At 69.2% G+C, this 25,134-nt stretch carries 21 protein-coding genes; 9 read left to right on the top strand and 12 right to left on the bottom strand.

Annotated features, from left to right (window positions below; genetic code table 11):
- Positions 1-13: 13 nt before the first annotated feature.
- Both ACE3T2_RS10510 and ACE3T2_RS10515 read right to left on the bottom strand, forming a co-directional pair.
- Positions 14-1,135 carry a PepSY-associated TM helix domain-containing protein gene (locus tag ACE3T2_RS10510; RefSeq protein WP_374657075.1) on the bottom strand — a complete coding sequence of 374 codons (1,122 nt, stop codon included), beginning with the start codon at positions 1,133-1,135 and terminating at the stop codon, positions 14-16.
- Positions 1,135-3,300: a TonB-dependent receptor gene (locus ACE3T2_RS10515; RefSeq protein WP_374657076.1), complete on the bottom strand. Its 2,166-nt coding sequence runs from the start codon at positions 3,298-3,300 to the stop codon at positions 1,135-1,137. The genes ACE3T2_RS10510 and ACE3T2_RS10515 overlap by 1 nt, the downstream gene beginning before the upstream one ends.
- Positions 3,301-3,454: 154 nt before the next feature.
- Here ACE3T2_RS10515 and ACE3T2_RS10520 point away from each other — a divergent pair, with 154 nt between their 5' ends.
- Positions 3,455-5,266, top strand: coding sequence for a flavin-containing monooxygenase (locus ACE3T2_RS10520; protein ID WP_374657077.1), 1,812 nt, complete (start codon positions 3,455-3,457; stop codon positions 5,264-5,266).
- A 5-nt stretch (positions 5,267-5,271) separates the two neighbouring features.
- Here the strand turns inward: ACE3T2_RS10520 and ACE3T2_RS10525 are convergent, their stop codons facing one another.
- On the bottom strand, positions 5,272-5,910 hold the full coding sequence (locus ACE3T2_RS10525; protein ID WP_374657078.1) for a pseudaminic acid biosynthesis-associated methylase: 639 nt from the start codon (positions 5,908-5,910) through the stop codon (positions 5,272-5,274).
- A gap of 177 nt (positions 5,911-6,087) precedes the next feature.
- Here ACE3T2_RS10525 and ACE3T2_RS10530 point away from each other — a divergent pair, with 177 nt between their 5' ends.
- Both ACE3T2_RS10530 and ACE3T2_RS10535 read left to right on the top strand, forming a co-directional pair.
- On the top strand, positions 6,088-6,651 hold the full coding sequence (locus ACE3T2_RS10530; protein WP_374657079.1) for a class I SAM-dependent methyltransferase: 564 nt from the start codon (positions 6,088-6,090) through the stop codon (positions 6,649-6,651).
- Positions 6,645-6,779 carry a hypothetical protein gene (locus ACE3T2_RS10535; RefSeq protein WP_374657080.1) on the top strand — a complete coding sequence of 45 codons (135 nt, stop codon included), beginning with the start codon at positions 6,645-6,647 and terminating at the stop codon, positions 6,777-6,779. The genes ACE3T2_RS10530 and ACE3T2_RS10535 overlap by 7 nt, the downstream gene beginning before the upstream one ends.
- 4 nt (positions 6,780-6,783) lie before the next feature.
- Here ACE3T2_RS10535 and recQ read toward each other — a convergent pair whose 3' ends face one another.
- On the bottom strand, positions 6,784-8,658 hold the full coding sequence (recQ, locus tag ACE3T2_RS10540) for a DNA helicase RecQ (protein WP_374657081.1): 1,875 nt from the start codon (positions 8,656-8,658) through the stop codon (positions 6,784-6,786).
- An 89-nt stretch (positions 8,659-8,747) separates the two neighbouring features.
- Positions 8,748-9,359, bottom strand: coding sequence for a TetR/AcrR family transcriptional regulator (locus ACE3T2_RS10545; RefSeq protein ID WP_374657082.1), 612 nt, complete (start codon positions 9,357-9,359; stop codon positions 8,748-8,750).
- A gap of 125 nt (positions 9,360-9,484) precedes the next feature.
- Between ACE3T2_RS10545 and ACE3T2_RS10550 the strand changes: the two genes are divergently transcribed.
- The gene (locus ACE3T2_RS10550) at positions 9,485-10,702 is read left to right on the top strand and encodes an MFS transporter (RefSeq protein WP_374657083.1); all 1,218 of its coding nucleotides are present in this window, start codon (positions 9,485-9,487) and stop codon (positions 10,700-10,702) included.
- 12 nt (positions 10,703-10,714) lie between these two features.
- Here ACE3T2_RS10550 and ACE3T2_RS10555 read toward each other — a convergent pair whose 3' ends face one another.
- From ACE3T2_RS10555 to ACE3T2_RS10565, 3 genes are all read right to left on the bottom strand, one after another.
- Positions 10,715-12,454 (bottom strand): amidohydrolase family protein, encoded by a 1,740-nt coding sequence (locus ACE3T2_RS10555; RefSeq protein WP_374657084.1) that lies wholly within the window; start codon positions 12,452-12,454, stop codon positions 10,715-10,717.
- A gap of 75 nt (positions 12,455-12,529) precedes the next feature.
- On the bottom strand, positions 12,530-12,997 hold the full coding sequence (locus ACE3T2_RS10560; protein WP_374657085.1) for a COG3650 family protein: 468 nt from the start codon (positions 12,995-12,997) through the stop codon (positions 12,530-12,532).
- A 13-nt stretch (positions 12,998-13,010) separates the two neighbouring features.
- Positions 13,011-13,409: a hypothetical protein gene (locus ACE3T2_RS10565; RefSeq protein ID WP_374657086.1), complete on the bottom strand. Its 399-nt coding sequence runs from the start codon at positions 13,407-13,409 to the stop codon at positions 13,011-13,013.
- A gap of 39 nt (positions 13,410-13,448) precedes the next feature.
- Between ACE3T2_RS10565 and ACE3T2_RS10570 the strand changes: the two genes are divergently transcribed.
- From ACE3T2_RS10570 to ACE3T2_RS10585, 4 genes are all read left to right on the top strand, one after another.
- Positions 13,449-14,576 (top strand): DNA cytosine methyltransferase, encoded by a 1,128-nt coding sequence (locus tag ACE3T2_RS10570; protein WP_374657087.1) that lies wholly within the window; start codon positions 13,449-13,451, stop codon positions 14,574-14,576.
- A gap of 96 nt (positions 14,577-14,672) precedes the next feature.
- Complete coding sequence (cysK, locus tag ACE3T2_RS10575; RefSeq protein WP_374657088.1) at positions 14,673-15,653, top strand: cysteine synthase A; 981 nt, start codon at positions 14,673-14,675, stop codon at positions 15,651-15,653.
- A 14-nt stretch (positions 15,654-15,667) separates the two neighbouring features.
- Positions 15,668-16,849, top strand: coding sequence for an FAD-dependent oxidoreductase (locus ACE3T2_RS10580; protein ID WP_374657089.1), 1,182 nt, complete (start codon positions 15,668-15,670; stop codon positions 16,847-16,849).
- Positions 16,846-17,256 carry a very short patch repair endonuclease gene (locus ACE3T2_RS10585; RefSeq protein WP_374657090.1) on the top strand — a complete coding sequence of 137 codons (411 nt, stop codon included), beginning with the start codon at positions 16,846-16,848 and terminating at the stop codon, positions 17,254-17,256. Before ACE3T2_RS10580 ends, ACE3T2_RS10585 begins: the two co-directional genes overlap by 4 nt.
- 77 nt (positions 17,257-17,333) lie before the next feature.
- Here the strand turns inward: ACE3T2_RS10585 and ACE3T2_RS10590 are convergent, their stop codons facing one another.
- From ACE3T2_RS10590 to ACE3T2_RS10600, 3 genes are all read right to left on the bottom strand, one after another.
- The gene (locus ACE3T2_RS10590) at positions 17,334-17,786 is read right to left on the bottom strand and encodes an OsmC family protein (RefSeq protein WP_374657091.1); all 453 of its coding nucleotides are present in this window, start codon (positions 17,784-17,786) and stop codon (positions 17,334-17,336) included.
- A 55-nt stretch (positions 17,787-17,841) separates the two neighbouring features.
- Positions 17,842-19,629, bottom strand: coding sequence for an acyl-CoA dehydrogenase C-terminal domain-containing protein (locus ACE3T2_RS10595; RefSeq protein ID WP_374657092.1), 1,788 nt, complete (start codon positions 19,627-19,629; stop codon positions 17,842-17,844).
- A 93-nt stretch (positions 19,630-19,722) separates the two neighbouring features.
- A complete protein-coding gene (locus tag ACE3T2_RS10600; protein ID WP_374657093.1) occupies positions 19,723-20,196 on the bottom strand; it encodes a MerR family DNA-binding transcriptional regulator in 474 nt (157 codons plus the stop codon).
- Positions 20,197-20,464: 268 nt separating this feature from the next.
- On the opposite strand from ACE3T2_RS10600, the gene ACE3T2_RS10605 reads away from it, so the two are divergent.
- Entirely contained in the window at positions 20,465-22,921 is a 2,457-nt protein-coding gene (locus ACE3T2_RS10605) for a zinc-dependent metalloprotease (protein WP_374657094.1), read from the top strand.
- A gap of 25 nt (positions 22,922-22,946) precedes the next feature.
- Here ACE3T2_RS10605 and ACE3T2_RS10610 read toward each other — a convergent pair whose 3' ends face one another.
- The gene (locus ACE3T2_RS10610; RefSeq protein WP_374657095.1) at positions 22,947-25,064 is read right to left on the bottom strand and encodes a M3 family metallopeptidase; all 2,118 of its coding nucleotides are present in this window, start codon (positions 25,062-25,064) and stop codon (positions 22,947-22,949) included.
- Between the last annotated feature and the right edge of the window lie 70 nt (positions 25,065-25,134).

Here is a 25,134-nt window from a genome sequence, read left to right on the forward strand (position 1 = left end):
CGATTTTGAGCGATTATGAGCTGATTGCGCCATCGACGGCCGGGACGGTCCGGCCCGGGCCGCGCCGGCGGCGCTTCTGGGTCTTGGGATTGGCCCAGAACGTCCAGACCGCCAGCGAGCCGAGCAAGGCGAGCGACAGCCCCGAGGCGGTCATCACCAGACGGTAGGGCAGGCCGCCGACCTTGGCCGCGTGCAGCGGATACTCGAGGTTGGCGATGCGCAGCCCCAGCGGCAGGGCCTGGGCGTCGCGATGCTCGACCAGGGCGCCGGTGGCCGGATCGAACCATAGCATGGTGCGGCCGTTCGGCAGCCATTCGGCATGCTGGCGCAGGCGCACGGTGATCAGCCCGCCTGGCTTGCCGGGCAGGCCGATGGTGCGGATCTCCGCGTCCGGATAGAGCGCGCGGGCCTTGCCGAGCAGTGCAGCCCAGTCGAGGCCGGCCGTCAGCGGTCCGCCCTTGGCTTCCGGCGGCTTCTGGGCGGCGGTCATCTCGGCCGGCCGCGAGACGGGCGCCAGCAGTAGGTCCTCGACGGCCGGCAGGGTCATCATCGCGCCGGTCAGCATCGAGAGAAACAGGATCGGGGCGGCGATGACGCCCAGGTCGCGGTGCTGGCGGACAACGGCGTTGCGAGACAGATTCGCCGGCCAGAGGCGGAAGGCGAACAGCCGCCGCGCCGACCACCAGAGGATGACGCCGGTGATCACGAACACCAGTCCCGCCATGGCGAAAACCCCGGCCGCGATCGCGCCGGGATCGCCGCTGAGCAGGTAGTGGTGCAGGTCGAACAGCCAGACCTCCGGCCGCTCCCACTTGGACGACCAGGCGACGACGATCTCGCCAGCCTGGTCGGCATAGGCGCCGCCCGGGGCGTCCTTGCCGTAGTTCAGCCGGTGCAGGCCCATCCGCTCGCCGGCCAAGATGATCGAGCGCGGCGGGGCGGGCAGGGCGAAGATCGTCTCGACGGCGCGGGCGATGCTGGCCACGTCCTGGCGCTGGGCGTCGGCCGCGTGCGGCAGGGTCGCGCGCAGGAAGTCGTCCTTGTGGACCAGCAGGGCGCCGCTCAGGCCCAGCACCGCCAGGAAGAGGCCGACCAGGCCCCCGGCCCAGCGGTGCAGGACGCGCAGCAGGCCCATCAGAACTTCCGCTCGAGCCCGAGGGTGAAGGCCCGGCCACGGCCGGCGAAATAGCGCAGGTTGTCGGTCGCGTTGCCGGTGTCGGAGGCGTAGCTCACATAGGCCTCGTCCATCAGGTTCTGCACGCTGAAGAAAATGTCGGCGAAGCTCGCCTGATAGCGCACGGAGGCGTCGACCAGGGTGTAGCCCTCGAAGCTGTTGCGCGGGTCGGCGCCCTCGAAGCTGCGCTCCAGATAGGATTGAACCTGCAGGCGCGCGGCCAGTGGACCCTCCTGATAGGTCAGGGCGAAATTGATGCGGTCGGGCGAGATGTTCGCGCCGTCCAGGTCGATGTCCACGCTGCCGTCCCCGTTGCTGTCGGCGCGCCCCTTCAGCTTGGCGTAGCCGGCCGAGACGCTGACGCCGGGCACAGGCGTGCGGGCGGTGACGTTCAACTCCAGTCCCTCGATCTCGACCCGCTGGCGCTGCACGTCATAGACGGCCGTGGCCGGGTTCAGCACCAGAAGCTGGCCGAGCTTGGACTTGGACCAGAAATAGGCGGCGGTGGCCTCGATCGGCCCGTGCTTCCACTCCGCGCCGATCTCCTGGTTGTCCGAGACCACCGGGCTGATGTCGAGGAAGCTGTCGACGTCGACCCCGTTGCGGTTCACGGCCCGCAGGATGCGGCCGACGTCGGGCACGGTGTAGCCTTCGGCGTAGCTGGCGTAGAGGCGCAGGCCCTCGATCGGGGCCAGCACGATCCCGCCGTTGACCAGATTGGCGTCGAAGCTCGGCTCGCCGCCGCCCACCGCGCGGGAGCCATAGGCGGCGAGCGTCGTATAGTCGCCGACGGTCAGGGTGACCGACTCGCGCCGCACGCCGCCGGCCAGGTGCAGGCGGTCGTCGAACAGGGCCAGGTTGGCCTGGACGAACGGCGCCAGGCTCTGGAACTCGGTCGGCGGCACCCAGACACGGCCGGTCTGGATCAGGGTCTGGGCCGTGCGGTCCTTCATGGCGTCGAAGCCCAGCGTGCCGGTCAGGCCGGGCACGAACGGGATCTCGCGCTCGTAGCTGATCCGCGCGCCGAGCTTCTTCGACTGGTTCGACGATTGGTCGAACAGCGTGCCGATGGGGGCCAGGCGCACGTCCTGGAAGGTGGCGCTGCGGTCGCCGCCGAAGGTGTCGCGCGAGCGGTTGTAGAAGGCCTGGCCGGTCAGGCGTCCGCCGAGCAGGTCGTCGTCGGTGACCGACAGCGACAGGGTCTCGACGCGATTGGCGGCCGTGCGACCCTCGACGGGGCCGCGCACGCTGCTGGCCGGGCGATTCCTGGTCCGGTCGCCGGCCAGAGCGACATAGTCGCCGTCGCCCTTTAGCTCGAAGCGGTTGGCGATCAAGTCGACGCGCAGGCTCTCGTCGATCTGCCAGCCGAAGCGGGCGAACACCGAGGTGCTCTTTGAATCTTGGATCTCGCCCTGGGTGGTGTCGACCCCGACCCGGCGGCCCCAGCCGTCGTAGAAGGCGCCGCGCGCCTCGTAGGCGAGCCCCAGCGTGGCGTCGAAAGCCCCGCCACGCCAGGCGGCCAGACCTGCCGCTTTCCAGCCCAGGCCGTCGCCGTGCAGGCCGCCATCGCCGCTGACCTGGGCCAGGACCTTGCCGGAAACGCCATCGGCCTTGGGTGGGCCGACCGTCACCTGGTTGACCACCCCGCCGGTCGCGCCGATGCCCTGCAGGGCGTTGGAGCCGTAGATCAGCTCCACCCGCTCGATGAAGAACGGGTCGATGGTGTAGCCATCGCGCGAGCCGTCGCGGATCGGAGTGGACTGCGGGATGCCGTTGATGGCGAACAGCGGTGAGCGGCCGCGCAGCGACTCCCCCGAGCCCGACAGCTTCTGGCGCGTGGGCGAGAAGGACGGCGACAGGTTCGAGACCGCATCCACGATCGAGCCGCTGATGGCCACCTGCTGGGCCAGGTCCTCGGCGTCGACGATGTTGACGGTCAGCGGCAGGGCGCTGGCCGGCAGGGCGGTGCGCGCGGCGGTGATGACCAGTTCGGACACCTCGGTCGGGCCGCCGGCCAGGGCGGCGGTCTGGGCCGTGCTTGCGCTCGCCGCCGCCATGGTCGCCAGGCTCGCGCCTGCCGCCAGCCAAACTCTGCACGCCCGCGCGCCGCCGAACCCTATCGCCATCTGTACCCCGAAACTCGAAGAGAGATCGGCTCTATAGGCGAATGCGAATTATTCGCAATGAATTATCGTCACTGCGACACTATGGAGATCGCTGTTGCCTTCCGCGGGGATACCGGGCCATTTTAGATAAAACGGTATGTTTCGGGAGGTAGACATGGCGGACTCGGCTGAGCCGGCGGCGGCGGTCGGACTGGGTTTCGATCCCGACAAGCTTCGCGAAAAGTACCGTGCCGAGCGCGACAAGCGGCTGCGCGTCGACGGCAACGAGCAGTATGTCGAGATGAAGGGCCAGTTCGCCCACTACCTCGAAGATCCCTATGTCGAGCCGGGTTTCACTCGCGCGCCGCTGACCGACGAGGTCGAGGTGGTGGTGATCGGCGGCGGCTTTGGCGGGCTGCTCACCGGCGCGCGCCTGCGCGAAGCCGGGATCAAGGACATCCGTGTCATCGAGAAGGGCGGTGACTTCGGCGGCACCTGGTACTGGAACCGCTATCCCGGCGCGGCCTGCGACGTCGAAAGCTACGTCTACCTGCCGCTGCTTGAGGAGACCGGCTACATGCCGGTCGAGAAGTACACCCGCGCGCCCGAGATCCTCGCTCACTGCCGCGCCATCGCCCGGCAGTATGACCTCTACTCCAACGCCTGCATGCAGACCGAGGTCACCGGCCTGAAGTGGGATGAAGCGGCGCGCCGCTGGATCGTCTCGACCAACCGCGGCGACGCCATGAAGGCGCGGTTCGTCTGCATGGCCAACGGCCCGCTGCACCGGCCCAAGCTGCCTGGCATTCCGGGCGTGGAGAGTTTCAAGGGCCACACCTTCCACACCAGCCGCTGGGACTACGACTACACCGGTGGCGACTCGAACGGCGGCCTCACCGGCCTCGCCGACAAGCGGGTCGGGATCATCGGCACCGGGGCGACGGCTGTGCAGTGCGTGCCGCACCTGGGCCAGGGCGCCAAGGAGCTGTTCGTCTTCCAGCGCACCCCGTCCTCGATCGACGTGCGCAACAACCGCCCCACCGACCCGGAATGGGCTTCGAGCCTTCAGCCTGGCTGGCAGCAGGCGCGGATGGACAACTTCAACATCCTGGTGAGCGGCGGCTTCGCCGAAGAAGACCTGGTCGCCGACGGTTGGACCGACATCATCCGCAACCTCGGCATGATCGCGCGCAACAAGGCGGCGGGCGAGGGGGTGCAGGATCCGGCGGCCTTGGTCCAACTCGCCGATTTCCAGAAGATGGAGCAGATCCGCGCGCGCGTTGATGCGGTGATCTCAGACGCCGCGACCGCCGAGGCGCTGAAGCCCTATTACAACCAGTTCTGCAAGCGCCCCTGTTTCCACGACGGGTACCTCGACACCTTCAATCGGCCGAACGTCACGCTGGTGGACACGCAAGGCCGCGGAGTGGAGGCGATTACGGAAAAGGGCGTCGTGGTCGATGGCGTTGAGTACGAGCTGGACTGCCTGATCTTCGCCACCGGCTTCGAGGTGGGCACCTCGTACGCCCGCCGCGCGGGCTATGAGATCGAGGGGCGCGGCGGCCTGACCCTGACGCAGAAATGGGAAGACGGCGTCTCCACCCTGCACGGCCTGCACAGCCGTGACTTCCCCAACTGCTTCATCATGAGCAACGCCCAGTCCGGGTTCACGGTGAACTTCCCGCACATGATCAACGAGCAGGCCAAGCACATCGCCTACATCCTCCAGACCTGCGAGGAGCGCGGCGTGAGCGTGGTTGAGGCCTCGAAGGCGGCCGAAGAGGCCTGGGTGGAGGAAATCGTCTCCTCAGCCCTGCAGCGCGCCAAGTTCGCCGAGGAATGCACCCCCGGCTATTACAACAACGAGGGCAAGCCCTCGGCGCTGGCCGCCCGCAACGGCTCGTACGGCAAGGGGCCGGTCGCCTTCGTCAAGGTGCTTGAGCGTTGGCGCGCGGCCGGCGAACTGGAAGGGCTGGAGCTGGGCTGACGACGTCAGCCGGCCTTTTTGCGGAACAGCCACCAGGTCGGGTCGTCCAGACCGGTGGCGCGTTTCCAGAAGAAGCCGTAGTCGACCAACTCCAGGTCGGGGAAGCGGTCCATGTAGAGGCCGCCGAAGTCGTTCTTGAACAGCAGCCCTTCATGGCCGCGATAGGTGATGGTCTCGGGGCGTGGCGAGAAGTACTCCGAGCAGAGTACGTATTTCGACGAGACGCGATGGACTTCGTCCATGGTCGCGCCCAGGCGCTCGGGCTCGATATGGATCAGCACGCCCGAGGTGAAGGCCATCTCCACGGCGCCGTCGGGCAGGGGCAGCTCTTCTCCGAACCCCGCGAACAGCCGCTCGGGCGGCAGCACCTTGTCGGCCAGCACCCGCTCGCGCGCCGTGGCGTTGGGCTCGATCGCATAGAGCTCGGCGTCGAACAGCCGCGGCAGCGCGCGCAGATTGATCCCGATGTTGCAGCCGACCTCCAGGATCGAGCGGGGCGGGTCGCCCATGAACGCCTGGCCGACTCGGGCCCACATGGCCGTGCGCTCGCGCAGGGCTTGCTCCGAGGCGACATTGCGTCCGGCGTAGTCGTCGCCGAACTCGCCCGACCAGGCGGACTTCGGGTCTAGGGACGTGGCGGTCATTGTCGTTCCTGGCGATCGGGTCGATGTCTGAAGAGGTGGCCGACGATAGGGAGGCGAGCCTTTAGCGGCCGTTAACCGTCTCGCCGCCAAATCCAATCTTGAGTTGTTGTCTTTGATCCGGCTTTAGGCATGGTTGCGTCGCCGCGAGCGCGTGGTGATTTGGAGACCGAGGCGCACATGACCCCCGTCGAAGCCGAGCAGATCGTCGCCGAGCGGCCCTGTTGGTATCACCGCTTCGAGATCTTTCCGGGCGTCGTCACCCCCGGCGTCTATGATCCGTCCGGCACCCTGGAGCGCCTGGACCTGCCGGCCGACATGACCGGTTTGCGCGTGCTGGAGATCGGCCCGGCCGACGGCTACTTCACCAAGATGATGACCGCGCGCGGCGCGGAGGTGACCGCGGTCGACTACGCGGCCAAGGACTTCTACGGCTTCGGCACGATGGAGCGTCTCTCGGGCCGTTCGTTCAACTTCATCAACGCCAACATCTACAACATCGGCTCTCTCGGCCTGGAACCGTTCGACCTGGTGATTTGCCTTGGCGTTCTCTACCACCTGCCGGACATGCTCCGCGGGCTGTGGGGGCTGCGGCCGCTGGTCAAGGGCCGCTTCATCCTGGAGACCGCGGTCAGCCGCAAGCACGAGGACGAGCCTTTCGCCGAGTACCGGCCGGGCGTCAGCGACAATGGCGACTACACCAATTTCTGTCTCCGAACCCGCTGTGCTGCGAAAAGATGCTGAACGACTGCGCCTTCACCGTCGAAAAGGTCTGGGTCAACGGCGACCGGGGGATGTTCCACTGCGGTCTGGACCAGAGGGAACACGCCGACAAGAAGATGTCGGTCGCCTACTCGTTCCACCAGGTCTGACGCCTCAGGCGTCCATTGCGCGCAGCACCTGCAGTACGGCGACGCCGTAGCGCTCCAGCTTGCCCTCGCCGACGCCCGAGAGGGCCGCCAGATCGCGCAGGCCGGATGGCTTGCGGGTGGCGATCTCAGCCAGGGTGCGGTCGTGGAAGATGACATAGGGCGGCACGTGCTGGCGCGCGGCCTCGTCGCGCCGCCAAGCGCGCAGAGCCTCGAAGGTCGGCAGGTCGTGCGGCCCGACCGGCGCGGCGGCGGCGTCGCGCCCGCCCTTTCGGCGCGTGCTGCGCGAACGCGAGGCCGGGGTCGGCTCGGCTGGCTTGCGCAGCGACACCGGCCGCTCGCCGCGATAGACCGCCTTCACGCCCTCGCCGTCGCCCAGGCCGATCAGCGGGCGTCCGTCGTTGGGATCCTCTCTCAGCAGCCCGTCGAACAGCAGCTGGTCGATCAGGTCACGCCAGGCGACGGCGCTCAGTTCGCCGCCGATGCCGAAGGTGGTGAGCGCGGCCTCGAAGTCCGAGGGATCCTTGGTCTTGCCCAGCAGGTGATCGACGATGCGTCCGCGGCCGTAGCGGCCGCCCAGGCGATGCACGGCCGACAGCGCCATCTGGGCGGGTCGGCTGGCGTCAATGGTCTCCACCTCGCCCAGGCAAGCGTCGCACTGGCCGCAGGCCTGAACGCCCTCCTCGCCGAAATAGCGGCGTACGGCGGCGGCGCGGCAGGCCGTGCCGTCGAGCATGGCGTAGAGCTGGCGCACCTTGCGGGCCTGGACCTGCTTGACGCCGTCGTCGACGTCGCGGCTGTCGAGCCGGCGCAGCGCCCAGGCCATGTCGGCCGAGCCGTAGAGAGTGATGCCCTCGGCGGGGTCGCCGTCGCGGCCGGCGCGGCCGATCTCCTGCCAATAGGCTTCGACGGAGGCCGGCGGATCGGCGTGGATCACATAGCGGACGTCGGGCTTGTCGACCCCCATGCCGAAGGCGATGGTCGCGACCATCACCGCCTCGTCGGCCTCGAGGAACTTCTCCAGCCGTTCGGCCCGCACAGCCTTGTCGAGCCCGGCATGATAGGCCAGGGCCGGCGCCCCCTCGTCGCGCAGGGCCTGGGCCAGCTTGTCCACTCCGTCGCGCGAGCCGGCATAGACCACGCCCGAGCGGCCCGGCCGCGCCGCGACCAGCTCCAGCACCCGCTTATGGCCGCCGCCACGCTTGCGCTCGGCGCTGAGCGCCAGTTCGGGCCGCGCAAAGCTGGCGACGAACTCGCAACTGTCCTGCAAGCGCAGTTCGGCGCGGATGTCCTCGCGCGTGCGGGTGTCGGCGGTGGCGGTGACCGCTAGACGCGGCACGCCCGGGAAGATGTCGGCCAGGCGTCCCAGCATCCGGTATTCGGGCCGGAAGTCGTGTCCCCACTGACTGACGCAGTGGGCCTCGTCGATGGCGATCAGCGCCAGCGAGACCTGTGACAGCCGCTCCAGCATCCAGGGCTGCATCAGGCCTTCGGGCGAGACGTAGAGCAGATCCAGCTCGCCGCGCTCGATCTTCTCCCAGGTCTGGGCGCGCTCGGCCGGATCGCCGGTGGAATCGAGCTTGGCGGCGGCGACGCCCAGTTGTTGCAGGCCGGCCACCTGGTCGGTCATCAGTGCGATCAGCGGCGAGACCACCAGGCCGAGGCCGGGCCGCAGCATGGCGGGGATCTGGTAGCAGACGCTCTTGCCGCCGCCGGTCGGCAGCACGGCCATGGCGCTGCGCCCGGCCAGGATTTCGGCGATCACCTCGGCCTGGCGGCCGCGGAAGTCCGCATGGCCGAAGGTGCGGCGCAGGACCTCGCGCGCCCTGTCCAGGTCCGGCGCGTCGTCGAATGAAGGCAAGGGCGCGAGGGAGGCGGCCATCCCCCGCTTATGGCCTGCGTCGGCGGTCAGGGCCATGGGGAAAGGCGTCGCGCCGGACGCTTCACCGGGCCGCCTCGCGCCCTGACCGGCTATTCGGCGCCCGCCTGGGGCCGGCGCAGCAGCCCCTCCATCAAGGCTCGGAAGGCCGGAACCGCCTTGCGGGACGCCGAGGCGGCGTCAGGGGCGTTGGCGATCCACAGCGCAGCGTCGGTCGAGGCGCCGGAGACCAGCCGCGCGGCGACGTCGGCGTCAATGTCGTCCCTGACCACGCCATCCGCCTGCAGCTGCTGCAGATTGGCCCGGATCGCCGCGATGCAGCCGTCGGCGCTGGGCCAGCGTGAGGGATCGCCGAGGACGGCCGGACCGTCGCGCAGCAGGATCCGCTGAATCTCCGGTTCCAGCGCCATCTCCACGTATCCGACATTCTCCAGCACGAAGCCCTCCCAGGGGGTGGCGGCGGCGACGGAGATCGCCTTCAGCCGTTCGGCCATCTCCGCGTCGATCTGGCGAACCACAGCCTCCAGCAGGCCCTTCTTGTCGCCGAAGTGGTGGTAGAGCGCGCCACGCGTGAGTCCGGCCTCGGCCGTGAAGTCGTCCATCGAAGCGGCGGCGTAGCCCCGCTCGCCAAACGCCTTTCGTCCTGCGGCGATCAGCTTGGCGCGGGTTTCGGCGATCATCTCTGGGCGCGATCTTCGCGGCATCTGGGCTCCGGACGAAAAGTGACCGCGGGCAGTTGACATACGAGACGTATGTAACCACCTCGCTAACATACGCTGCGTATGTAGACCCTCGGGACATGCGCCGCCACCATCGAAAGGCCAGGGCCATGCCAAATCCCTATCGCGAGATTTTCCGGGCTCCCGGAACCAAGGGCTTCGCCGCCGCCGGCTTCGTGGCTCGGCTACCGATCGCGATGGCCCCTATCGGCATCGTCGCCATGCTGTCCCAGGCCCTCGGCGCGTACTGGCTTGCGGGGGCTGTCGCCGCCGTCTTTACGCTCACCAACGCTTTCGCCGCGCCGCAGATATCCCGCCTCGTCGACCGCTTCGGTCAGGCCCGGCTGCTGGCGCCGACTGCAGCGGTCTCCGTGCTGGCCTTCAGCGCCCTGATCCTCGCTTCCCGCCTGGACTGGCCGACCTGGACCCTGTTCGCATCCGCGTTCCTCGCGGCGGCCATGCCCAGCATCCCGGCCATGGTGCGTGCGCGCTGGACCGAGATCTTCCGCGACCGGCCCGAGCTGAACACCGCCTTCGCCTTCGAGTCCGTCGCCGACGAACTGGTCTACATCGCCGGGGCTTCGCTCTCGGTCGGCCTCAGCGTGGCGGTCTTCCCCGAAGCTGGGCTTCTCGCCTCCACCATTTTCCTGGCCGCCGGCATGACCGCATTCGTGCTTCAGCGCCGCACCGAGCCGAAGGTCCGGGCGACGGCCAGCCGGGTGCGTACGTCGGCCATCGCCCTGCGGCCGGTCCAGATCATCACCGCCGCCTTGATCTTCGTCGGCGCGATCTTCGCCACCGCCGAGGTCAGCACCGTCGCCCTCACGCGGGAGCTGGGCCAACCGGACGCCGCCAGCCTGGTGATCGGCGTCTACGCCCTCGGCTCCTTCATTGTCGGCCTGATCATCGGAGCCCTGAACCTGAAGGTTCCCCTGCAGCGTCAACTGCTGGCCGCGCTCGGCGTCGTCCTGCTGACTACCTTGCCGCTGCTGCTGGCGGGCAGCGTGCCCTTCCTGGCCGGCGCGATCTTCCTCAGCGGCGTGGCGATCTCGCCGACCTTCATCACCGCCTTTGGCCTGATTGAGCGGCGCGTGCCCCCGGAGGTGCTGACCGAGGGGGTGACCTGGGTGATGACCGGCATCGGCATAGGCATGGCCTTGGGGGCCTTCGTCTCCGGCCTGGTCGTCGACGCCTTCGGCCCCCGCAGCGGTTTCTGGGTGTCGGTGGTCGCGGCGAGCTCGGCCTTGTCGATCGTCGCCTTGGGTCAGCGCGTCCTGCGCCAGGCGCGGGTCGACGCCGGGCGCGCCGAACCCGTCCCCGCGGAGTGACCGCCCGGTGGTCTATTCCGCCGCCATCGCCGCAGGGGCGGCCTGGGCCCCGCGCAGCAGGCGGCCGGGTAGGGCGCCGGTGGGTTGGCCGTCGCGATAGGTGACCTCGCCGGCGACCAGGGTCGCCACATACCCCTCCGCCCGCTGGATCAGACGTCGCCCGCCGGCCGGCAGGTCGTAGGCGACGCTCGGGGCGCGCAGCGACAGGCGGTCGTAGTCGATGACGTTGAGGTCGGCGCGATAGCCCGGTGCGACCAGGCCGCGGTCGAGAAGGCCCAGGGTCAGGGCGGTGTCGCGGCTCTGCATCCGCACCATGGCTTCCAGCGGCAGCCGCGCGCCCCGGGTGCGGTCGCGTGTCCAGTGGGTCAGGTTCGAGGTCGGGAACGAGCCGTCGCAGATCATGCCCACATGGGCGCCGCCGTCCGACAGGCCCGGCACGGTGTTGGGGTCGCTCAGCATGGCGTGGGACGGATCGAGGCTGCCGTCCGCGTAGTTGAGGAACGGCAGGTAGAGCATGCCGCGCCCCTCGTTCGCGAGCATGTGGTCGAGGGCCAGTTCGGCCGGATCCATCCCACGGGCGTTGGCGAGGGCCAGCACGGTGCGGTCCGGCGTCTGCTCGTAGTCGGGGTTCTCGCCCATCAGGAACATGACCTTCCAGTTGCGGGTCATGTTGGCGGCGAAGGCGGGCGCCGCTTCGCCGCTGTCGGCCAGCAGCCGGGCGCGGAAATCGGGGTTGCGCAGGGCCGCCACCCGCCGGGCCAAGGGCTCCGCGGCGATCTCGCGGTAGGCCGGATGATGGCTGAAGGGGTTGAGCGTAAGCTCCAGCCCGAACAGCACCCCGACCGGCCGCCCGCACACCTGCGCCTTCATTGGCAGGCCCGCCTGGGCGGCCTGCCCCAACCGCTCCAGCAGCAGCCGCCACTGGTTGGGCTGGATGGGACTCTGCACCAGCGAAAAGGAGAGGGGGCGGCGCGAGCGCTCTACGATCCGCCGCAGCATGGCGAACTCGGCCTCCGGGTCGGCGAAGTCGGAGACGAACTGCAGCGCGCCCTTGCCGGCGGCCGCCAAGCCCATGGCGATGCCGGTCAGCTCGTCTTCCGAAGCCGTCAGGGTCGGGGTCGGCTGGCCGTCGCTGGTCCGGTGGTTCAGCGTGCGCGAGGTGGAAAAGCCCAGGGCGCCCGCCTCGACCGCCCCCTTGGCGATGGCGGCCATGGCGGCGATGTCCTCGGCGCTGGCCGGCTCGCGGTTGGCGCCGCGCTCGCCCATCACGAACACCCGCAGGGCCGCGTGCGGCAGTTGGGCGCCGATGTCGACGTCGAAGGCCCGCCCGGCCAGGCTGTCGAGATAGTCGGGAAAGCTCTCCCAGTTCCAGGGCAGGCCTTCGCTGAGCACCGGGAAGGGGATGTCCTCGACCCCCTCCATCAGCCGAACCAGCCTGTCGTGGTCCTGTGGGCGGCAGGGCGCGAAGCCGACGCCGCAATTGCCCATCACCACGGTGGTGACACCGTGCCAGGACGAGGGTTGCATGTGCGCGTCCCAAGTCGCCTGGCCGTCGTAATGGGTGTGGATATCGACGAAGCCCGGCGTCACCAGCTTGCCGCGGGCGTCGATCTCCTCGGCGTCATGCTCATCGACCTTGCCGACCGCAGCGATCCTGCCGTCCTTGACCGCGACGTCGGCCTCGAAAGGCGGGGCGCCTGATCCATCCGCCAGCGTTCCACCGCGGATCACCAGGTCATAGGCCCGTTCCATGGCGTCCTCCCGGTTGTTCAGGAAGGATTAGCCGCTCCTTGGCGCGGCGAGGTCAAGGGCGCCCCTACGGAAGGGTCAGCCGCCTTCCTTCGGCTTCTCCGCCGTCTTCGACGCACAGCCCTTGTAGGTGGTTCCGCCCAGGGCGACCTCGGCGGCCAGCGGGTACTTCAGGTCCGACATGCCGTCGGAGCAGCCAGCCCGCTCATGCAGGGTGATCTTGATCGGCTTGTCGCCGGCCTTGCTTTCCCACACCGCCGCGCCGCCGGCGATCGTCACCGTATTGGCCGGGAAGACGATGCTGGCGTCGGGCGTCTTGAAGCTGATCTGGGTCGCGCGGATCTCGACCGCCCAGAACGGCTCGGTCCCGTGGGCGTCGATGTCGCCCTGGAAGGCCGCGGGGATCGCTGGCGCGGGAGGCGGCGCGGCGGGCTGTTCTGCGGCCGGCGGCGCGTCGGCCGGCGGCTGGGCCACCGAACCGTCAGGCGCCTGGGGCTGGCAGGCGGCGAGCGCCAGGGCGGCGGCCGCGGGGATCAGTGCGCGCATCTTCGTCTCTCCGCTATCGGGTGTCGGCCGGGGCGGCCAGCCTGGCCGCGCAGCCACGCAGGGTCGTCTCTCCGAGCGTGACCACGGCCACATACGGATAGAGCAGGTCGGTGGTTCCGTCCCGGCACTCGCCCTCGTCGACCAGGGTGACGATGAAGGGCGTCTCGCCGGCGCTGGTCGACCAGACGCCTTGATCGTCCTCGCCGATGCGGCCGGGATTGGCGACGACAAGCGCCGGTTCGCCCTTGCGTTCCAGCGTGATCTGGGCGCGTCGGATCTGCACGGTCCAGTCGTCGCCGCGTGCGTCAAACTCGCCGACTGTTTCGGGCGGCGGGGGCGGGTCGTCATGCGCCTCGCGGGCCTGGCATCCGGCCAGTCCGAGGGCGAGTGCGGCGAAGAGCGCAGGTCTCATGATGGCGTCCTTTCGCGCGGCGGGTAGACTTGCCGCGCCATGAGTCGGGCCCGCACCTTTTACGAGTTTTTCGCCGGCGGCGGGATGGCCCGCATCGGATTGGGCGAAGCTTGGTCCTGCGCCTTCGCCAACGACTTCGATCCGTTGAAGGCGGCGACCTATCGCGCCAATTTCGCTGACGCCGGCGAGCACCTGCACGAGGGCGACGTGTGGGCGGTGGAGCCCTCGCGCCTGCCGCCGCGCGCCGACCTCGCCTGGGCTTCCTCGCCCTGCCAGGATTTCAGCCTCGCGGGAAGCCGGGCCGGCCTCGCGGGCGGCCGCTCCTCGGCCTTCTTCGGGTTCTGGCGGTTGATCCAGGCCCTGGGCCCGGCCGCGCCGCGCATCGTGGTGATCGAGAACGTGGTCGGCCTGCTCACCTCGCACGGCGGCGCCGACTTCACGGCCCTCTGCCGGGCCCTGGCGGACGAGGGCTACGTCTTCGGCGCGCTGGAGATCGATGCGGCGCATTTCGTCCCGCAGTCCCGGCCGCGGGTGTTCGTGGTGGCCAGTCGCCAGCCGCCGGCCCCGGGCCTGGTCGGCGCCAGCCCCTTCCACACCCGCGCCGTGCGTCAAGCGCGCGAGCGCCTGCCCGCCGACCTCGCCGCCCGCTGGGTGTGGTGGCGCGGAGAGGCGCCGCCGATCCGCAACACCGACCTCGCCAGCCTGCTGGAGCCGGACGCCGCCGTCACCTGGCATGGCGAGGACCGCACCCGCGCCCTGCTGGCGCTGATGGCGCCCCAGCACCTGGCCCGCATCGAAGCGGCCAAGGCGGCGGGGGGGCGCAAGGTTGGAGCGGTGTTCCGCCGGATGCGGATCGAGGACGGCGTGCGCGTGCAGCGGGCCGAGGTGCGGTTCGATGGCCTGGCCGGATGCTTGCGCACCCCGCGCGGCGGCTCTTCGCGCCAGACGCTGGTGGTGGTCGAGAACGGTCAGGTGCGCTCGCGCCTGATCTCGGCGCGCGAGGGCGCGAGGCTGATGGGCCTGCCCGACGGCTATCGCCTGCCAAAGGCGGCGACCGGCGCGCTGCACGTCATCGGCGATGGCGTGGCCGCCCCGGTGGTGCGCTGGCTGGCCGGTGAGATCCTGGAGCCGCTGCTGGCGGCCCCCCGTGCGGTGGCCGCCGAATAGCCAGGCTCGGCTTTCCGCCAGAAGAAGTACGCTTCCAAATCCGACCGGGGCGAATAGGTTAGCGCCACGCAAGCCAACCCACGACGGAAGGACCCCATGGCCGAAGCCCAATACGACGCCGCCCGCTACCAGCGCTCCGGCCGCGGCAAGATCTTCGACTCGGTCCTGGATCTGGTCGGCGACACTCCGATCGTGCGCCTGCCGCGCCTGACGGCGGCCCTGAAGCCCAAAGGCGAGGTCGTCGCCAAGCTGGAATTCTTCAACCCGCTGGCCTCGGTCAAGGACCGCATCGGCGTGGCCATGATCGAGTGGCTTGAAGCGACCGGACGGTTGAAGCCGGGCGGCTCGATCGTCGAGCCGACCAGCGGCAACACCGGTATCGCGCTCGCCTTCGTCGCCGCGGCGAAAGGCTATCCGATCACGTTGGTTATGCCCGAGAGCATGTCGATCGAGCGCCGCAAGATGCTGATCATCCTGGGCGCCAAGCTCGAACTGACGCCGGCCGAGCGCGGCATGGCCGGCGCTGTGGCGCGCGCCAAGGAACTGGTCGAGGCGACACCGGGCGCGGTCATGCCCCAGCAGTTCGATAACGAGGCCAATCCGCTTATCCACCGCGTATCGACCGCCGAGGAGATCTGGAACGACACCGCCGGCAAGGTCGACGCTGTCGTCTCCGGCGTCGGTACGGGCGGCACCATCACCGGCGTCGGCCAGGTGCTGAAGGCGCGCAAGCCCGGCCTGAAGATGGTCGCGGTGGAGCCGGAAGCTTCGCCGGTCCTGTCGGGCGGCCAGCCGGCGCCGCACAAGATTCAGGGCATCGGCGCAGGCTTCGTGCCCTCGATCCTCGATCGCGGCGTGATCGACGAGATCGTTCAGGTCTCCAACGACGACAGTTTCGCCATGGCGCGCCGCATCGCGAAGGAAGAGGGGATTCCGGTCGGCATCTCGTCGGGGGCGGCCCTTACGGCGGCGTTCGACCTGGCTTCGCGCGACGAATACGCCGGCAAGCTGATCGTCGCGATCATCCCCAGCTTCGCCGAGCGCTATCTCTCGACGGCGCTGTTCGAAGGCCTCTGAGTCCAGCCCATCGCATGAAGGTCGCCGTGGTCGGATGCGGCGTGGCCGGCATGGCCGCCGCCCGCGCGCTTGCGCGCCGCGGTCACGCGGTCATGCTGCTGGAGGCGTTCGACCAGCCGCGCCCGCTTGGCTCGGGCCTGCTGCTGCAGCCCTCGGGCCTGGCGGCGCTGCGGGCGCTCGGCCTGGAGGACGAGGTGATCGAGCGCGGCGCGCGGGTCGAGGCTCTCGATGGCCGCGACCTGGCGGGCCGGCGGATCATGGACATGCGCTACGGCGACTGGCGGCGGGACGCCTTCGGGGTCGGCGTGCATCGGGCGGCCCTGTTCGACGTGCTGCACGGGGGTTTGGGCGCGGTCGAGGTCCGCACCGGCGTCGAGGTGATCGGCTGGGAGGATGATGCGCGGCCCCTGCTGATCGATGCGGGCGGCGGACGCCATGGGCCGTTCGAGCTGGTGGTGGTCGCCGACGGCTCGGCCTCGCGCCTGCGCGGCCTGCTGCGGCCCAAGGCGCGGGCCCCAGTCTATCCTTGGGGCGCGGTCTGGGCCAATGCGCGCGACGTCGACGGCGCGTTCAGCAAGGCGCTGCGCCAGCGCTATGACCGCGCCTCGACCATGATGGGCGTGCTGCCGATCGGCCGGGGGTCGGACGGCGTGCATGATCTGGTCAGTTTCTTCTGGTCGCTGCCGGTGGCGGAGATGGACGAGTTCTTCGCCCGCGACCTGGACGACTGGCGGCGCCGTGTGCTGGGCATGTGGCCCGAGCTGGCCCCAGTCGTGGCGCAGTTCGACGACCCGCAGGCGTTCTCGCGGGCCACTTATCGCGACGTGCGGATCGGCCGCTGGTCGCAAGGTCGCTTCGTGCTGATCGGCGACGCCGCCCACGGGACCAGCCCGCAACTCGGCCAGGGCGCGAACATGGGCCTGATCGACGCTGTGGAGCTGGCCCAGCGCATGGACGGCGAGGTTCCGCGCGCCGTCCGCGGCTTCCAGGCCTCGCGCCGCCGCCACGCCGGGCTCTATCAGTTCATGTCGCGCTGGCTGACGCCGCTCTTCCAGTCGGGCGGCCGGATCGGGCCGTTCGTGCGCGACACGCTTTTTACGCCGCTGTCGAAGGCGCCGGGCGGGCGCTACATCGCCGCCCGGGTGCTGACCGGAACCCTGCGGCTCGGCTTCGGGCCGCGGAGCCTGCGGCCATGACTGACGTCTTCACTCCCGAAAAGCGGTCGGCGGTGATGCGCCGGGTGAAGGGCAGGAACACCTCGCCCGAGCTGAAGGTGCGAAAGGCGCTGACCGGCCTGGGCGTCCGCTACCGTCTGAACCGCAAGGACCTGCCCGGCTCGCCCGATATTGTCATGGCCGGACGTCGGCTGGCGATTTTCGTGCACGGCTGCTTCTGGCACGGCCACGACTGCGCGCGCGGGTCGCGCGTGCCCAAGGCCAACCGCGAGTACTGGACCGCCAAGGTCGCCCGAAACGTCGCCCGCGACGCGCGCACCGCGGCCGACCTGGCCGCCGCCGGCTGGCGCGTCGAGACCATCTGGGAATGCGACCTGAAGGACGCCGCGGCGCTGAAGGCGCGGCTGGAGCGGATGCTTAGCCGGTGAGCCTTGTCCTTCTCCCGCAAGGGGAGAAGGAAAGCCGGCTCGGATCCATACGCGACTATCCCGCCATACGGCGCGCCTCAGGCCACCGTCACTTCGGTTTTCACCGAATTGGCGATGAAGCATTCCTCGTGCGCCTGGTGATGCAGCTCCGCGAGTTGCTCCGCGTCCGGCGCGGCGCCGTCCCACTCGATCTGCGGCTTGAGGATCACCTTGGTCACCGCCAGGCGACCGGGGGCGATTTCCTCCATCGTACCGCTGGCGTGATCGCGGTAGCTGGTAGCCACGAAGCCCGCCAGCCGCGCCTTATGCAGGAAGGTCAGCATGTGGCAGTTGGAAAGGGCCGCGACGAACATCTCCTCGGGGTCGACCGCTTCTTCCACCGCCCATTTCCCCACGACGTGCGGCGAGGCCGAGGCCGGGACGATCAGCCCGCCGTCGAAGCTCAGGACGTGGCCGCGGCTGTAGCGGCCCTTGGCGAAGTCCTCGCCATCGCGAAGGCTCCAGGCGACGTCGGCGGTGTAGGCGGCCATGGGGGCTCCCTCCAGATGTGCGCGGAGCCCCCGATATAGGCGCGAAGGCCCAGCTTCAGAAGGCCTCGGCCGGAAGGGCCATCATCAATTCCGAACCGGTCTTCAGCTTGGCCAGATGCGCGCCGGCGTCGGGCAGCAGGCGCTCGACGAAATAACGACCGACCACCAGCTTGCTGGCATAAAACGGGTCGGTCTCGCCTGCCGCGATCTTCGCGCCCGCCGCCTTGGCGATCTGGGCCCACATGTAGGCCAGCGCCGTCAGGCCGAAGAGATGCATGTAGTCGGTCGAGGCCGCCCCGGCGTTGTCCGGATTGGCCAGGCCGTTCTGCATCAGCCACATGGTCGCGTCCTGCAGCTGGGCCTTGGCGCCGGCCAGGCCCTCGACGAAGGGCTTCAGCGCCTTGTCGCCGGCGTTCGCCTCCACGAAGGCGTCGATCTCGGCGAAGAAGGTCATCACCGCGCGGCCGCCCTGGGAGGCCAGCTTGCGGCCCACCAGGTCCAGCGCCTGGACGCCGTTGGTGCCCTCGTAGATCAGCGCGATGCGCACATCGCGCATGTACTGGCTGACCGGGAAGTGCTCGGTGAAGCCGGAGCCGCCATGCACCTGAACGGCGTTGGAGCAGACCTGCAGCCCCTTGTCGGTCAGGTAGCCCTTCACCACCGGGGTCATCAGCGCCATGTAGTCGGCGCCCTTCTGGCGCACTGCCTCGTCCGGGTGTGCGCGGGCGAGGTCGCCCTGCAGCGAGGTCCAGAACAGGAAGGCGCGGCCGCCTTCGATCAGGGCCTTGGAGTCCATCAGCATCCGGCGCACGTCCGGGTGGACGATGATCGGGTCGGCCGGGCCGTCCGGGTTTTTCGGGCCGGTCAGCGAGCGGCCCTGCAGGCGCTCCTTGGCGAAGGTCGCGGCAGCCTGATAGGCGGCCTCGGCCTGGGCCACGCCTTGCAGCCCGACCCCGATCCGCGCCTCGTTCATCATCACGAACATCAGTGACAGGCCCTTGTTCTCCTCGCCCACGAGCCAGCCGGTCGACTCCTCGTGGCGGATCACGCAGGTCGCGTTGCCGTGGATGCCCATCTTCTCTTCCAGGCCGTCGCAATAGACGTTGTTGCGCGCGCCCGGCTTGCCCTCGGCGTCGGGGATGAACTTCGGCACGATGAACAGGCTGATGCCGCGGGTGCCCTCCGGCGCGCCCTCGATCCGGGCGAGGACCAGATGGACGATGTTCTCGGCCATGTCGTGCTCGCCGCCCGAGATCCAGATCTTGCCGCCCGTGATCTTGTAGCTGCCGTCGGCCTGAGGAACCGCCTTGGTGCGCAGTAGACCCAGGTCCGTGCCGCAGTGCGGCTCGGTGAGGTTCATGGTTCCGCCCCATTGGCCGGAGGCCAGCTTGGGCAGATAGAGGTCCTTTTGCGCGTCTGAACCGCCGTTGAGGATCGCCGAATAGGCGCCGTGGGTCAGGCCGGGATACATCGAGAAGGCCATGTTGGCCGACGAGCTCATCTCTGAGAACGACAGGTTGACCACGTGCGGCAGGCCCTGGCCGCCATAGGCCGGCTCGGCGCCCAGCGCCGGCCAGCCGCCCTCGACGAGCTGAGCGTAGGCTTCCTTGAAGCCGCTCGGGGTCTTGACCGTGTGGTCGGGACTCCAGGTGCAGCCTTCCTTGTCGCCGATGGGGTTCAGCGGCGCCAGGACCTCGCCGGTGAAGCGGCCGGCCTCCTCGACGATCTGCTCGACGACGTCCATCGACGCGTCGGCGAAGGCCGGCAGGTTGGCGTACTTCTCGATCTCCAGCACGTCGCGCAGCAGGAAGATGTGGTCGCGTACGGGGGGCTGATAGGGCATGTCCGCTCCAATGACGGCGAGAAGGCCCGTCGGCGACGCCGCGGGCCCTTGAGAAAGAGGTTAGCTCGGTCGGCCGCTCACGGCGACGGCTGGTTACTTGGCGTGTTCCAGGTCGCCCAGGCGTTCACGCAACACCTGGTCGTAGTCGGCGGCGCGCGGAAGCAGGTCGGGCCGAGTCTGGGCGAGGTGCCGCTCCAGCGCGTCGCAGCCGCGGCGCAGCTCCTCGATGGCGTGGTCAATGTCGGCGCGCTGGGCCTCCAAGGCGACGATGCGCTCGCGGAACTTGACCAACGACTTGGCGTTCTGCATCGCCCCGCCGTCGTCCAACTCGTAGAGGTCGAGGATCTCGCGGATCTCGGCAAGAGCCAGGCCTACCCGCTTGCCGCGCAGAATGAGCTGCAGCCGCGCGCGGTCCTTGTAGGAATAGACCCGGTTCAGCCCGTCGCGCGCCGGCGACAGCAGACCCTTGTCCTCGTAGAAGCGCAGGGCCCGCGGCGTGCATTTGAACTCGATGCACAACTGCCGGATGGTGAAGGTGCGGTTGGGCCGGCGAAGGTCAGCGTGCATGCGGCGTCCTCCCCAGAGCTCGACGCGATCCCAGGTCGCTTCGGGCCCGACATTGAAAATCCCGAGCGTGAACCGATGGAACACCGGCTCCTCCATTGGCTGACACCGTAAGTCGATGCTTCCGTTTACGTCAAGGTGATCGCTGGTAACTTGAACGTGCGGCGCTCGTTTTCCAGGCGCTCCGTGCGACTGGCGAGAAACCGGGCCTCGCCCCCTGGACCTGCGCCCCCGCGCAACCTTAGCCTGCGCGCCGAAAGGGGCGTTCTCCATGGTTCGATTTGGTCTTTGGTCCGCAGCTTCGGCGGCGGCGCTGGCGGCGGCTTTGTCGCTCTCCCATCCGGCCCTGGCGGCGGCGCCACAGGATAAGCCTGTTTCGGCCACCGCCGGCGCGAGCCGACAGGACGGGCTGCTGCCGGTCTATGTGGACAAGGCCAAGGGCCGCATCCTGCTGTCGCTGCCGGCGCCCGACGCGCAGGGGGTCAGTGGGCGCTTCCTCTATGTCACGGCCTTGAAGACCGGTCTCGGTTCGGCTCCGGTCGGGCTTGACCGGGCGCGGATCGGCGACACCCAGGTGCTGGCCTTCCGCCGTATCGGCAGGAAGGTGATGGCCGAGTTCGAAAACCATCGCTTCCGGGCCGAAGGCGCGCCCGCCGACGAGCAGGCCGCCGCCCGCGACGCCTTCTCCACGTCGACCGTTTGGGCCGGCGAGGTGCTGGAGACCGCCCCGGACGGCCGCATCCTGGTCGACATCGGCAGTTTCCTTACCCGCGACGTCATCGGCGTCGCCGACTCGCTGAAGCAAGCCGGCGAGGCCGGCTACAAGCTGGTCTCCGACCTCTCGGCCGCCGACCCGGCCGCGGTGAAGGTGTTTCCTGAAAACCTGGAGTTCGAGGCGCGCCAGACCTTCACCTCCGACACCCCGGGGCCGGAGGTGCGCAACATCGCTCCCGACCCGAAGCTGATCACCCTGCAGGTCCGCCACAGCCTGGTGAAGCTGCCTGAACCCGGCTACGAGCCGCGCCGCTTCGATCCCCGCACGGGTACGTTTTCGACCACCGTCCTCGACTACGCCGCGCCGCTGGGTGAGGAGATCGTCTACCAGCTGGCCAACCGCTTCCGGCTGGAGAAGACCGATCCGGCCGCCGCCCGCTCGCCGGTCAAGAAGCCGATCGTCTTCTATGTCGACCGCGCCGCGCCCGAGCCGATCCGCACGGCCCTGGTCGAGGGTGCGTCGTGGTGGAGCCAGGCCTTCGACGCGGCCGGCTTCGTCGGCGGCTTCCAGGTGAAGGTCCTGCCCGAGGGCGCCGATCCGCTGGACGTGCGCTATAACGTCATCAACTGGGTCGACCGCGCCACCCGCGGCTGGTCCTACGGCCAGGCGGTCACCGACCCGCGCACCGGGGAGATCGTCAAGGGCTCGGTGCTGCTGGGCGCGCTGCGCGTACGTCAGGACATGCTGATCTTCGAGGGCCTCGTCGGCGCCCACATGAACAACAAGGGCGGGCCGAACGATCCGGTGCAGGTGGCGCTCGCGCGTCTGCGCCAGCTCTCCGCGCATGAGGTCGGCCACTCCATCGGCTTTGCGCACAACTTCGCCGGCTCGACCCAGGACCGCGCCTCGGTGATGGACTATCCGGCCCCGCGCATTCTCCTGAAGGACGGCCGCATCGACCTGTCTGACGCCTATGGCGTCGGGATCGGCGTCTGGGACAGGTTCACCGTCGACTGGCTCTATGGCGCCGATGGCGAGGTCGCCCTCCGCAAGGTCAAAGCGTCGGTGGACGCGGGCCAGCGCTATGTCACCGACGTCGATTCCCGGCCGATCGGGACCAGCCAACCCTGGGGCAGCCTGTGGGACGACGGCGCCGATCCGGTCGCCGAGCTGAACCGCATGATGGCGGTGCGCCGCGTCGCCATCGACCAGTTCGGCCTGGGCGCCCTGAAGCCGGGTGAGCCGGTGATCAATCTCAAGCGCAAGTACGTGCCGATCTACCTGCTGCACCGCTATCAGCTCGAGGCGGCCAGCAAGCTCGTGGGCGGGGTGGATTTCGCCTATTCGGTGATCGGCGACGGGCGCGAGACCTCGCCGCCGGTCCCGGCCGCCCAGCAGCGCGCCGCGCTCGCCGCCCTGCTGGCGACCCTGGCGCCAAAGGAACTGGATACGCCCGAGAGCCTGACGACCCTGCTGTCCTCGGCCCAGTCCGGCGATCCCGACCGCCAGTATGCGATCGAAATCTTCGGGACGGCCGGCGGGCCGGTGTTCGACCCGCTGGTCGCCGCCGAGGCGGCGGCCAGCCTGACCCTCGACAATCTGCTGGCTCCGGACCGGATGGCGCGGCTGGTCGACCAGCATCGCCGCGACCCGGGCCAGCTCGGAGCGGGTGAACTGCTTGACCGGCTGCTGGACACGGCTTTCGCACCGGCCGTCGGCCGCCAGGCCGAGATCGCCCGCCGTGTGCAGACGCGGCTGGTGCTGAACCTCGCCAACGCCGAGCGCGACCCCAAGCTGTCGCCCGCAGCGGCGTCCGAGATCACGGCGCGGCTCGCGGCGCTGCCGGCGCGGCTGAAGGGCGGGGCCGATCCGGCCGACAGGGCGCACCGCCAGCGGCTGGCCGCCCTGCTCGCCGACAAGAGCCTGCTGGCCGAATTGTCGGCGCCCAAGCTGCGGCCGCAGGTTCCGCCTGGCATGCCCATCGGCGACGGTGACTACGGGCGCCTGGACTGATCCAGGCGCCCGAGGGCGCTTCCGATCAGGCGGTCGGGAAGCCCTTGTCCCGCAGGTAGGCCTTCACGTCGACGTCGCGACCCATCAGGGTGCGATAGCCGACCGCGGGGTCGATCGAGTTGCCGACCGCCATGACGTTGTCGTGCAGCTTCTTGGCCATGGCCTTGTCGTACATGCCGCCGGGCGAAGCCTTGAAGGCGTCGACGACGTCGAGGGCAAGGGTCTCCGACCACAGATAGCTGTAGTAGCCGGCCGAATAGCCGTCGGATGCGAAGACGTGGCCGAACTGCGGGGTGCGGTGGCGCATGACCAGCTCGCTGGGCATGCCCAGCTTGGCCAGCTCGTCGCGCTCGAAGGCGTCCGGGTCGATGTCGGCGCCGCCCGCCAGGTGCAGCTTCATGTCGATCAGCGCCGAGGACAGGTACTCGGTGACGTCGAAGCCCTGGCGGAAGGTCTTGGCCTTTTCCAGCTTGTCGACCAGGGCCTGGGGGATCGGCTCGCCGGTCTTGTGGTGCAGCGCGTACTTCGACAGCACCTGCTTGGTCGGCAGCCAGTGCTCGTTGATCTGGCTGGGAAACTCGACGTAGTCGCGCGGCACCGCGGTGCCCGACAGCGAGGGGTAGTTCACGTCCGAGTTCAGGCCGTGGATGGCGTGGCCGAACTCGTGGAACATGGTCTCGGCGTCGTCCCACGAGATGAGCACCGGGTCACCGGGCGCGCCCTTCACGAAGTTCGAGTTGTTCGAGACGATGGTCGTGATCGGCTTGTCGAACTTCTCCTGGCGGCGATAGGCGTTCATCCAGGCGCCCGAGCGCTTGCCGGTGCGAGCGTAGGGGTCGAAGTACCAGAGGCCGATGTGCTTGCCGGCCTTCTTGACCTCCCAGACGCGGATGTCGGGGTGGGCGACCGGCACGCCCGAGATCTGGGCGAACTCGAAACCGTAGACCTGGCCGGCGGCCCAGAACATGCCCTCGCGCAGCTTCTCCAGCTGCATGTACGGCTTGATCTGGTTCATATCGAGGTCGTAGCGCGCGGCCCGCACCTTTTCGGCGTAGTAGCGGTAGTCCCACGGCTCGATCTTCAGGTTGGCGCGCTCCTTGTCGGCGACCGCCTGCATCTCGGCGACTTCTTCCTTCACCCGCGCGATCGCCGACGGCCAGACCCGGGTCATCAGCTCCATGGCCGCCTCGGGGGTCTTGGCCATGGCGTTCTCGAGCCGCCAGTGGGCGTGGGTCTTGAAGCCCAAGAGTTGGGCGCGCTCGTAGCGCAGCTTCAGGATCTTCTTGATGTTGGCGTTGTTGTCCTTGGCGTCGCCGTTGTCGCCGCGGCTGTAGTAGGTGCGCCAGACCTTCTCGCGCAGGTCGCGGCGGCTGGAATAGGTCAGGAACGGGTCCATCGAAGAGCGGGTGTTGAGGATCGCCCATTCGCCCTTCTTGCCGCGCTCGTCGGCGGCCGCGGCCGCGGCGGCGCGCACGTCGTCGGGCAGGCCGGCCAGTTCGCTCTCGCTGCGCAGGTAGAGGACGTAATCGGTCTCGTCCGCCAGCAGGTTCTGGCTGAAGCTGGTGAACAGGCCGGCCAGCTCCTGGTTGATCGCCGCCACGCGCTTCTTGGCGTCGGGCGACAGCTTGGCGCCGGCGCGGACGAACTGGTTCCAGTAGACCCAGGTCAGGCGCTGCTGCTCGGGGGTCAGCTTGGCGCGGTCGTTGTAGACGGCCTCGATACGCTTGAAGAGCTTCTCGTTTTGCAGGGTCGCGTCGCCATGAGCGGCGAGCTTCGGGTTCAGCACCTTTTCCTGCTCGCGCAGCTCGGGCGTCGACAGGGTCGAAGACCAGACGCCGCCGAAGGTGCTCACCCGATCCATCAGCGACCCGGAGCGTTCGAGTGCGGCTATGGTGTTGTCGAAGGTCGGCGCGGTGCGCGCATCGGCGATGGTGTCGATCTCGGCGCGCTCGGTCTTCATGGCCAGGTCGAAAGCGGCCGGGAAGTCGGCGACCTTCACCTTGTCGAACGCGGGAACGCCGCCATAGGGGCCGGTCCAGGGCGCGGTGATCGCATTCCCCGCGGCCTGAGCGAAGGACGTGACGGGCAGGGTCGAGGCGGCTGCGAGCGCGCCCGAGGCGGCCAGGAAGGTGCGCCGTTGCATGGAAGCTCCGAGAATGACTTGCGAATTGCGGCGGACCTTAGGGTCAAGCCGGCCGCACGTCACATGACGG

The sequence above is a fragment of the Phenylobacterium sp. genome (assembly GCF_041919955.1).
In the GTDB taxonomy this organism is placed as follows: Bacteria; Pseudomonadota; Alphaproteobacteria; order Caulobacterales; family Caulobacteraceae; genus Phenylobacterium.

Excerpts from the sequence above, each read along its gene's own strand:
- ACE3T2_RS10510 (WP_374657075.1), bottom strand. The coding sequence starts at position 1,135 with ATGGGCCTGCTGCGCGTCCTGCACCGCTGGGCCGGGGGCCTGGTCGGC.
- ACE3T2_RS10515 (WP_374657076.1), bottom strand. The coding sequence starts at position 3,300 with ATGGCGATAGGGTTCGGCGGCGCGCGGGCGTGCAGAGTTTGGCTGGCG.
- ACE3T2_RS10520 (WP_374657077.1), top strand. The coding sequence starts at position 3,455 with ATGGCGGACTCGGCTGAGCCGGCGGCGGCGGTCGGACTGGGTTTCGAT.
- ACE3T2_RS10525 (WP_374657078.1), bottom strand. The coding sequence starts at position 5,910 with ATGACCGCCACGTCCCTAGACCCGAAGTCCGCCTGGTCGGGCGAGTTC.
- ACE3T2_RS10530 (WP_374657079.1), top strand. The coding sequence starts at position 6,088 with ATGACCCCCGTCGAAGCCGAGCAGATCGTCGCCGAGCGGCCCTGTTGG.
- ACE3T2_RS10535 (WP_374657080.1), top strand. The coding sequence starts at position 6,645 with ATGCTGAACGACTGCGCCTTCACCGTCGAAAAGGTCTGGGTCAACGGC.
- recQ (WP_374657081.1), bottom strand. The coding sequence starts at position 8,658 with ATGGCCGCCTCCCTCGCGCCCTTGCCTTCATTCGACGACGCGCCGGAC.
- ACE3T2_RS10545 (WP_374657082.1), bottom strand. The coding sequence starts at position 9,359 with ATGCCGCGAAGATCGCGCCCAGAGATGATCGCCGAAACCCGCGCCAAG.
- ACE3T2_RS10550 (WP_374657083.1), top strand. The coding sequence starts at position 9,485 with ATGCCAAATCCCTATCGCGAGATTTTCCGGGCTCCCGGAACCAAGGGC.
- ACE3T2_RS10555 (WP_374657084.1), bottom strand. The coding sequence starts at position 12,454 with ATGGAACGGGCCTATGACCTGGTGATCCGCGGTGGAACGCTGGCGGAT.
- ACE3T2_RS10560 (WP_374657085.1), bottom strand. The coding sequence starts at position 12,997 with ATGCGCGCACTGATCCCCGCGGCCGCCGCCCTGGCGCTCGCCGCCTGC.
- ACE3T2_RS10565 (WP_374657086.1), bottom strand. The coding sequence starts at position 13,409 with ATGAGACCTGCGCTCTTCGCCGCACTCGCCCTCGGACTGGCCGGATGC.
- ACE3T2_RS10570 (WP_374657087.1), top strand. The coding sequence starts at position 13,449 with ATGAGTCGGGCCCGCACCTTTTACGAGTTTTTCGCCGGCGGCGGGATG.
- cysK (WP_374657088.1), top strand. The coding sequence starts at position 14,673 with ATGGCCGAAGCCCAATACGACGCCGCCCGCTACCAGCGCTCCGGCCGC.
- ACE3T2_RS10580 (WP_374657089.1), top strand. The coding sequence starts at position 15,668 with ATGAAGGTCGCCGTGGTCGGATGCGGCGTGGCCGGCATGGCCGCCGCC.
- ACE3T2_RS10585 (WP_374657090.1), top strand. The coding sequence starts at position 16,846 with ATGACTGACGTCTTCACTCCCGAAAAGCGGTCGGCGGTGATGCGCCGG.
- ACE3T2_RS10590 (WP_374657091.1), bottom strand. The coding sequence starts at position 17,786 with ATGGCCGCCTACACCGCCGACGTCGCCTGGAGCCTTCGCGATGGCGAG.
- ACE3T2_RS10595 (WP_374657092.1), bottom strand. The coding sequence starts at position 19,629 with ATGCCCTATCAGCCCCCCGTACGCGACCACATCTTCCTGCTGCGCGAC.
- ACE3T2_RS10600 (WP_374657093.1), bottom strand. The coding sequence starts at position 20,196 with ATGCACGCTGACCTTCGCCGGCCCAACCGCACCTTCACCATCCGGCAG.
- ACE3T2_RS10605 (WP_374657094.1), top strand. The coding sequence starts at position 20,465 with ATGGTTCGATTTGGTCTTTGGTCCGCAGCTTCGGCGGCGGCGCTGGCG.
- ACE3T2_RS10610 (WP_374657095.1), bottom strand. The coding sequence starts at position 25,064 with ATGCAACGGCGCACCTTCCTGGCCGCCTCGGGCGCGCTCGCAGCCGCC.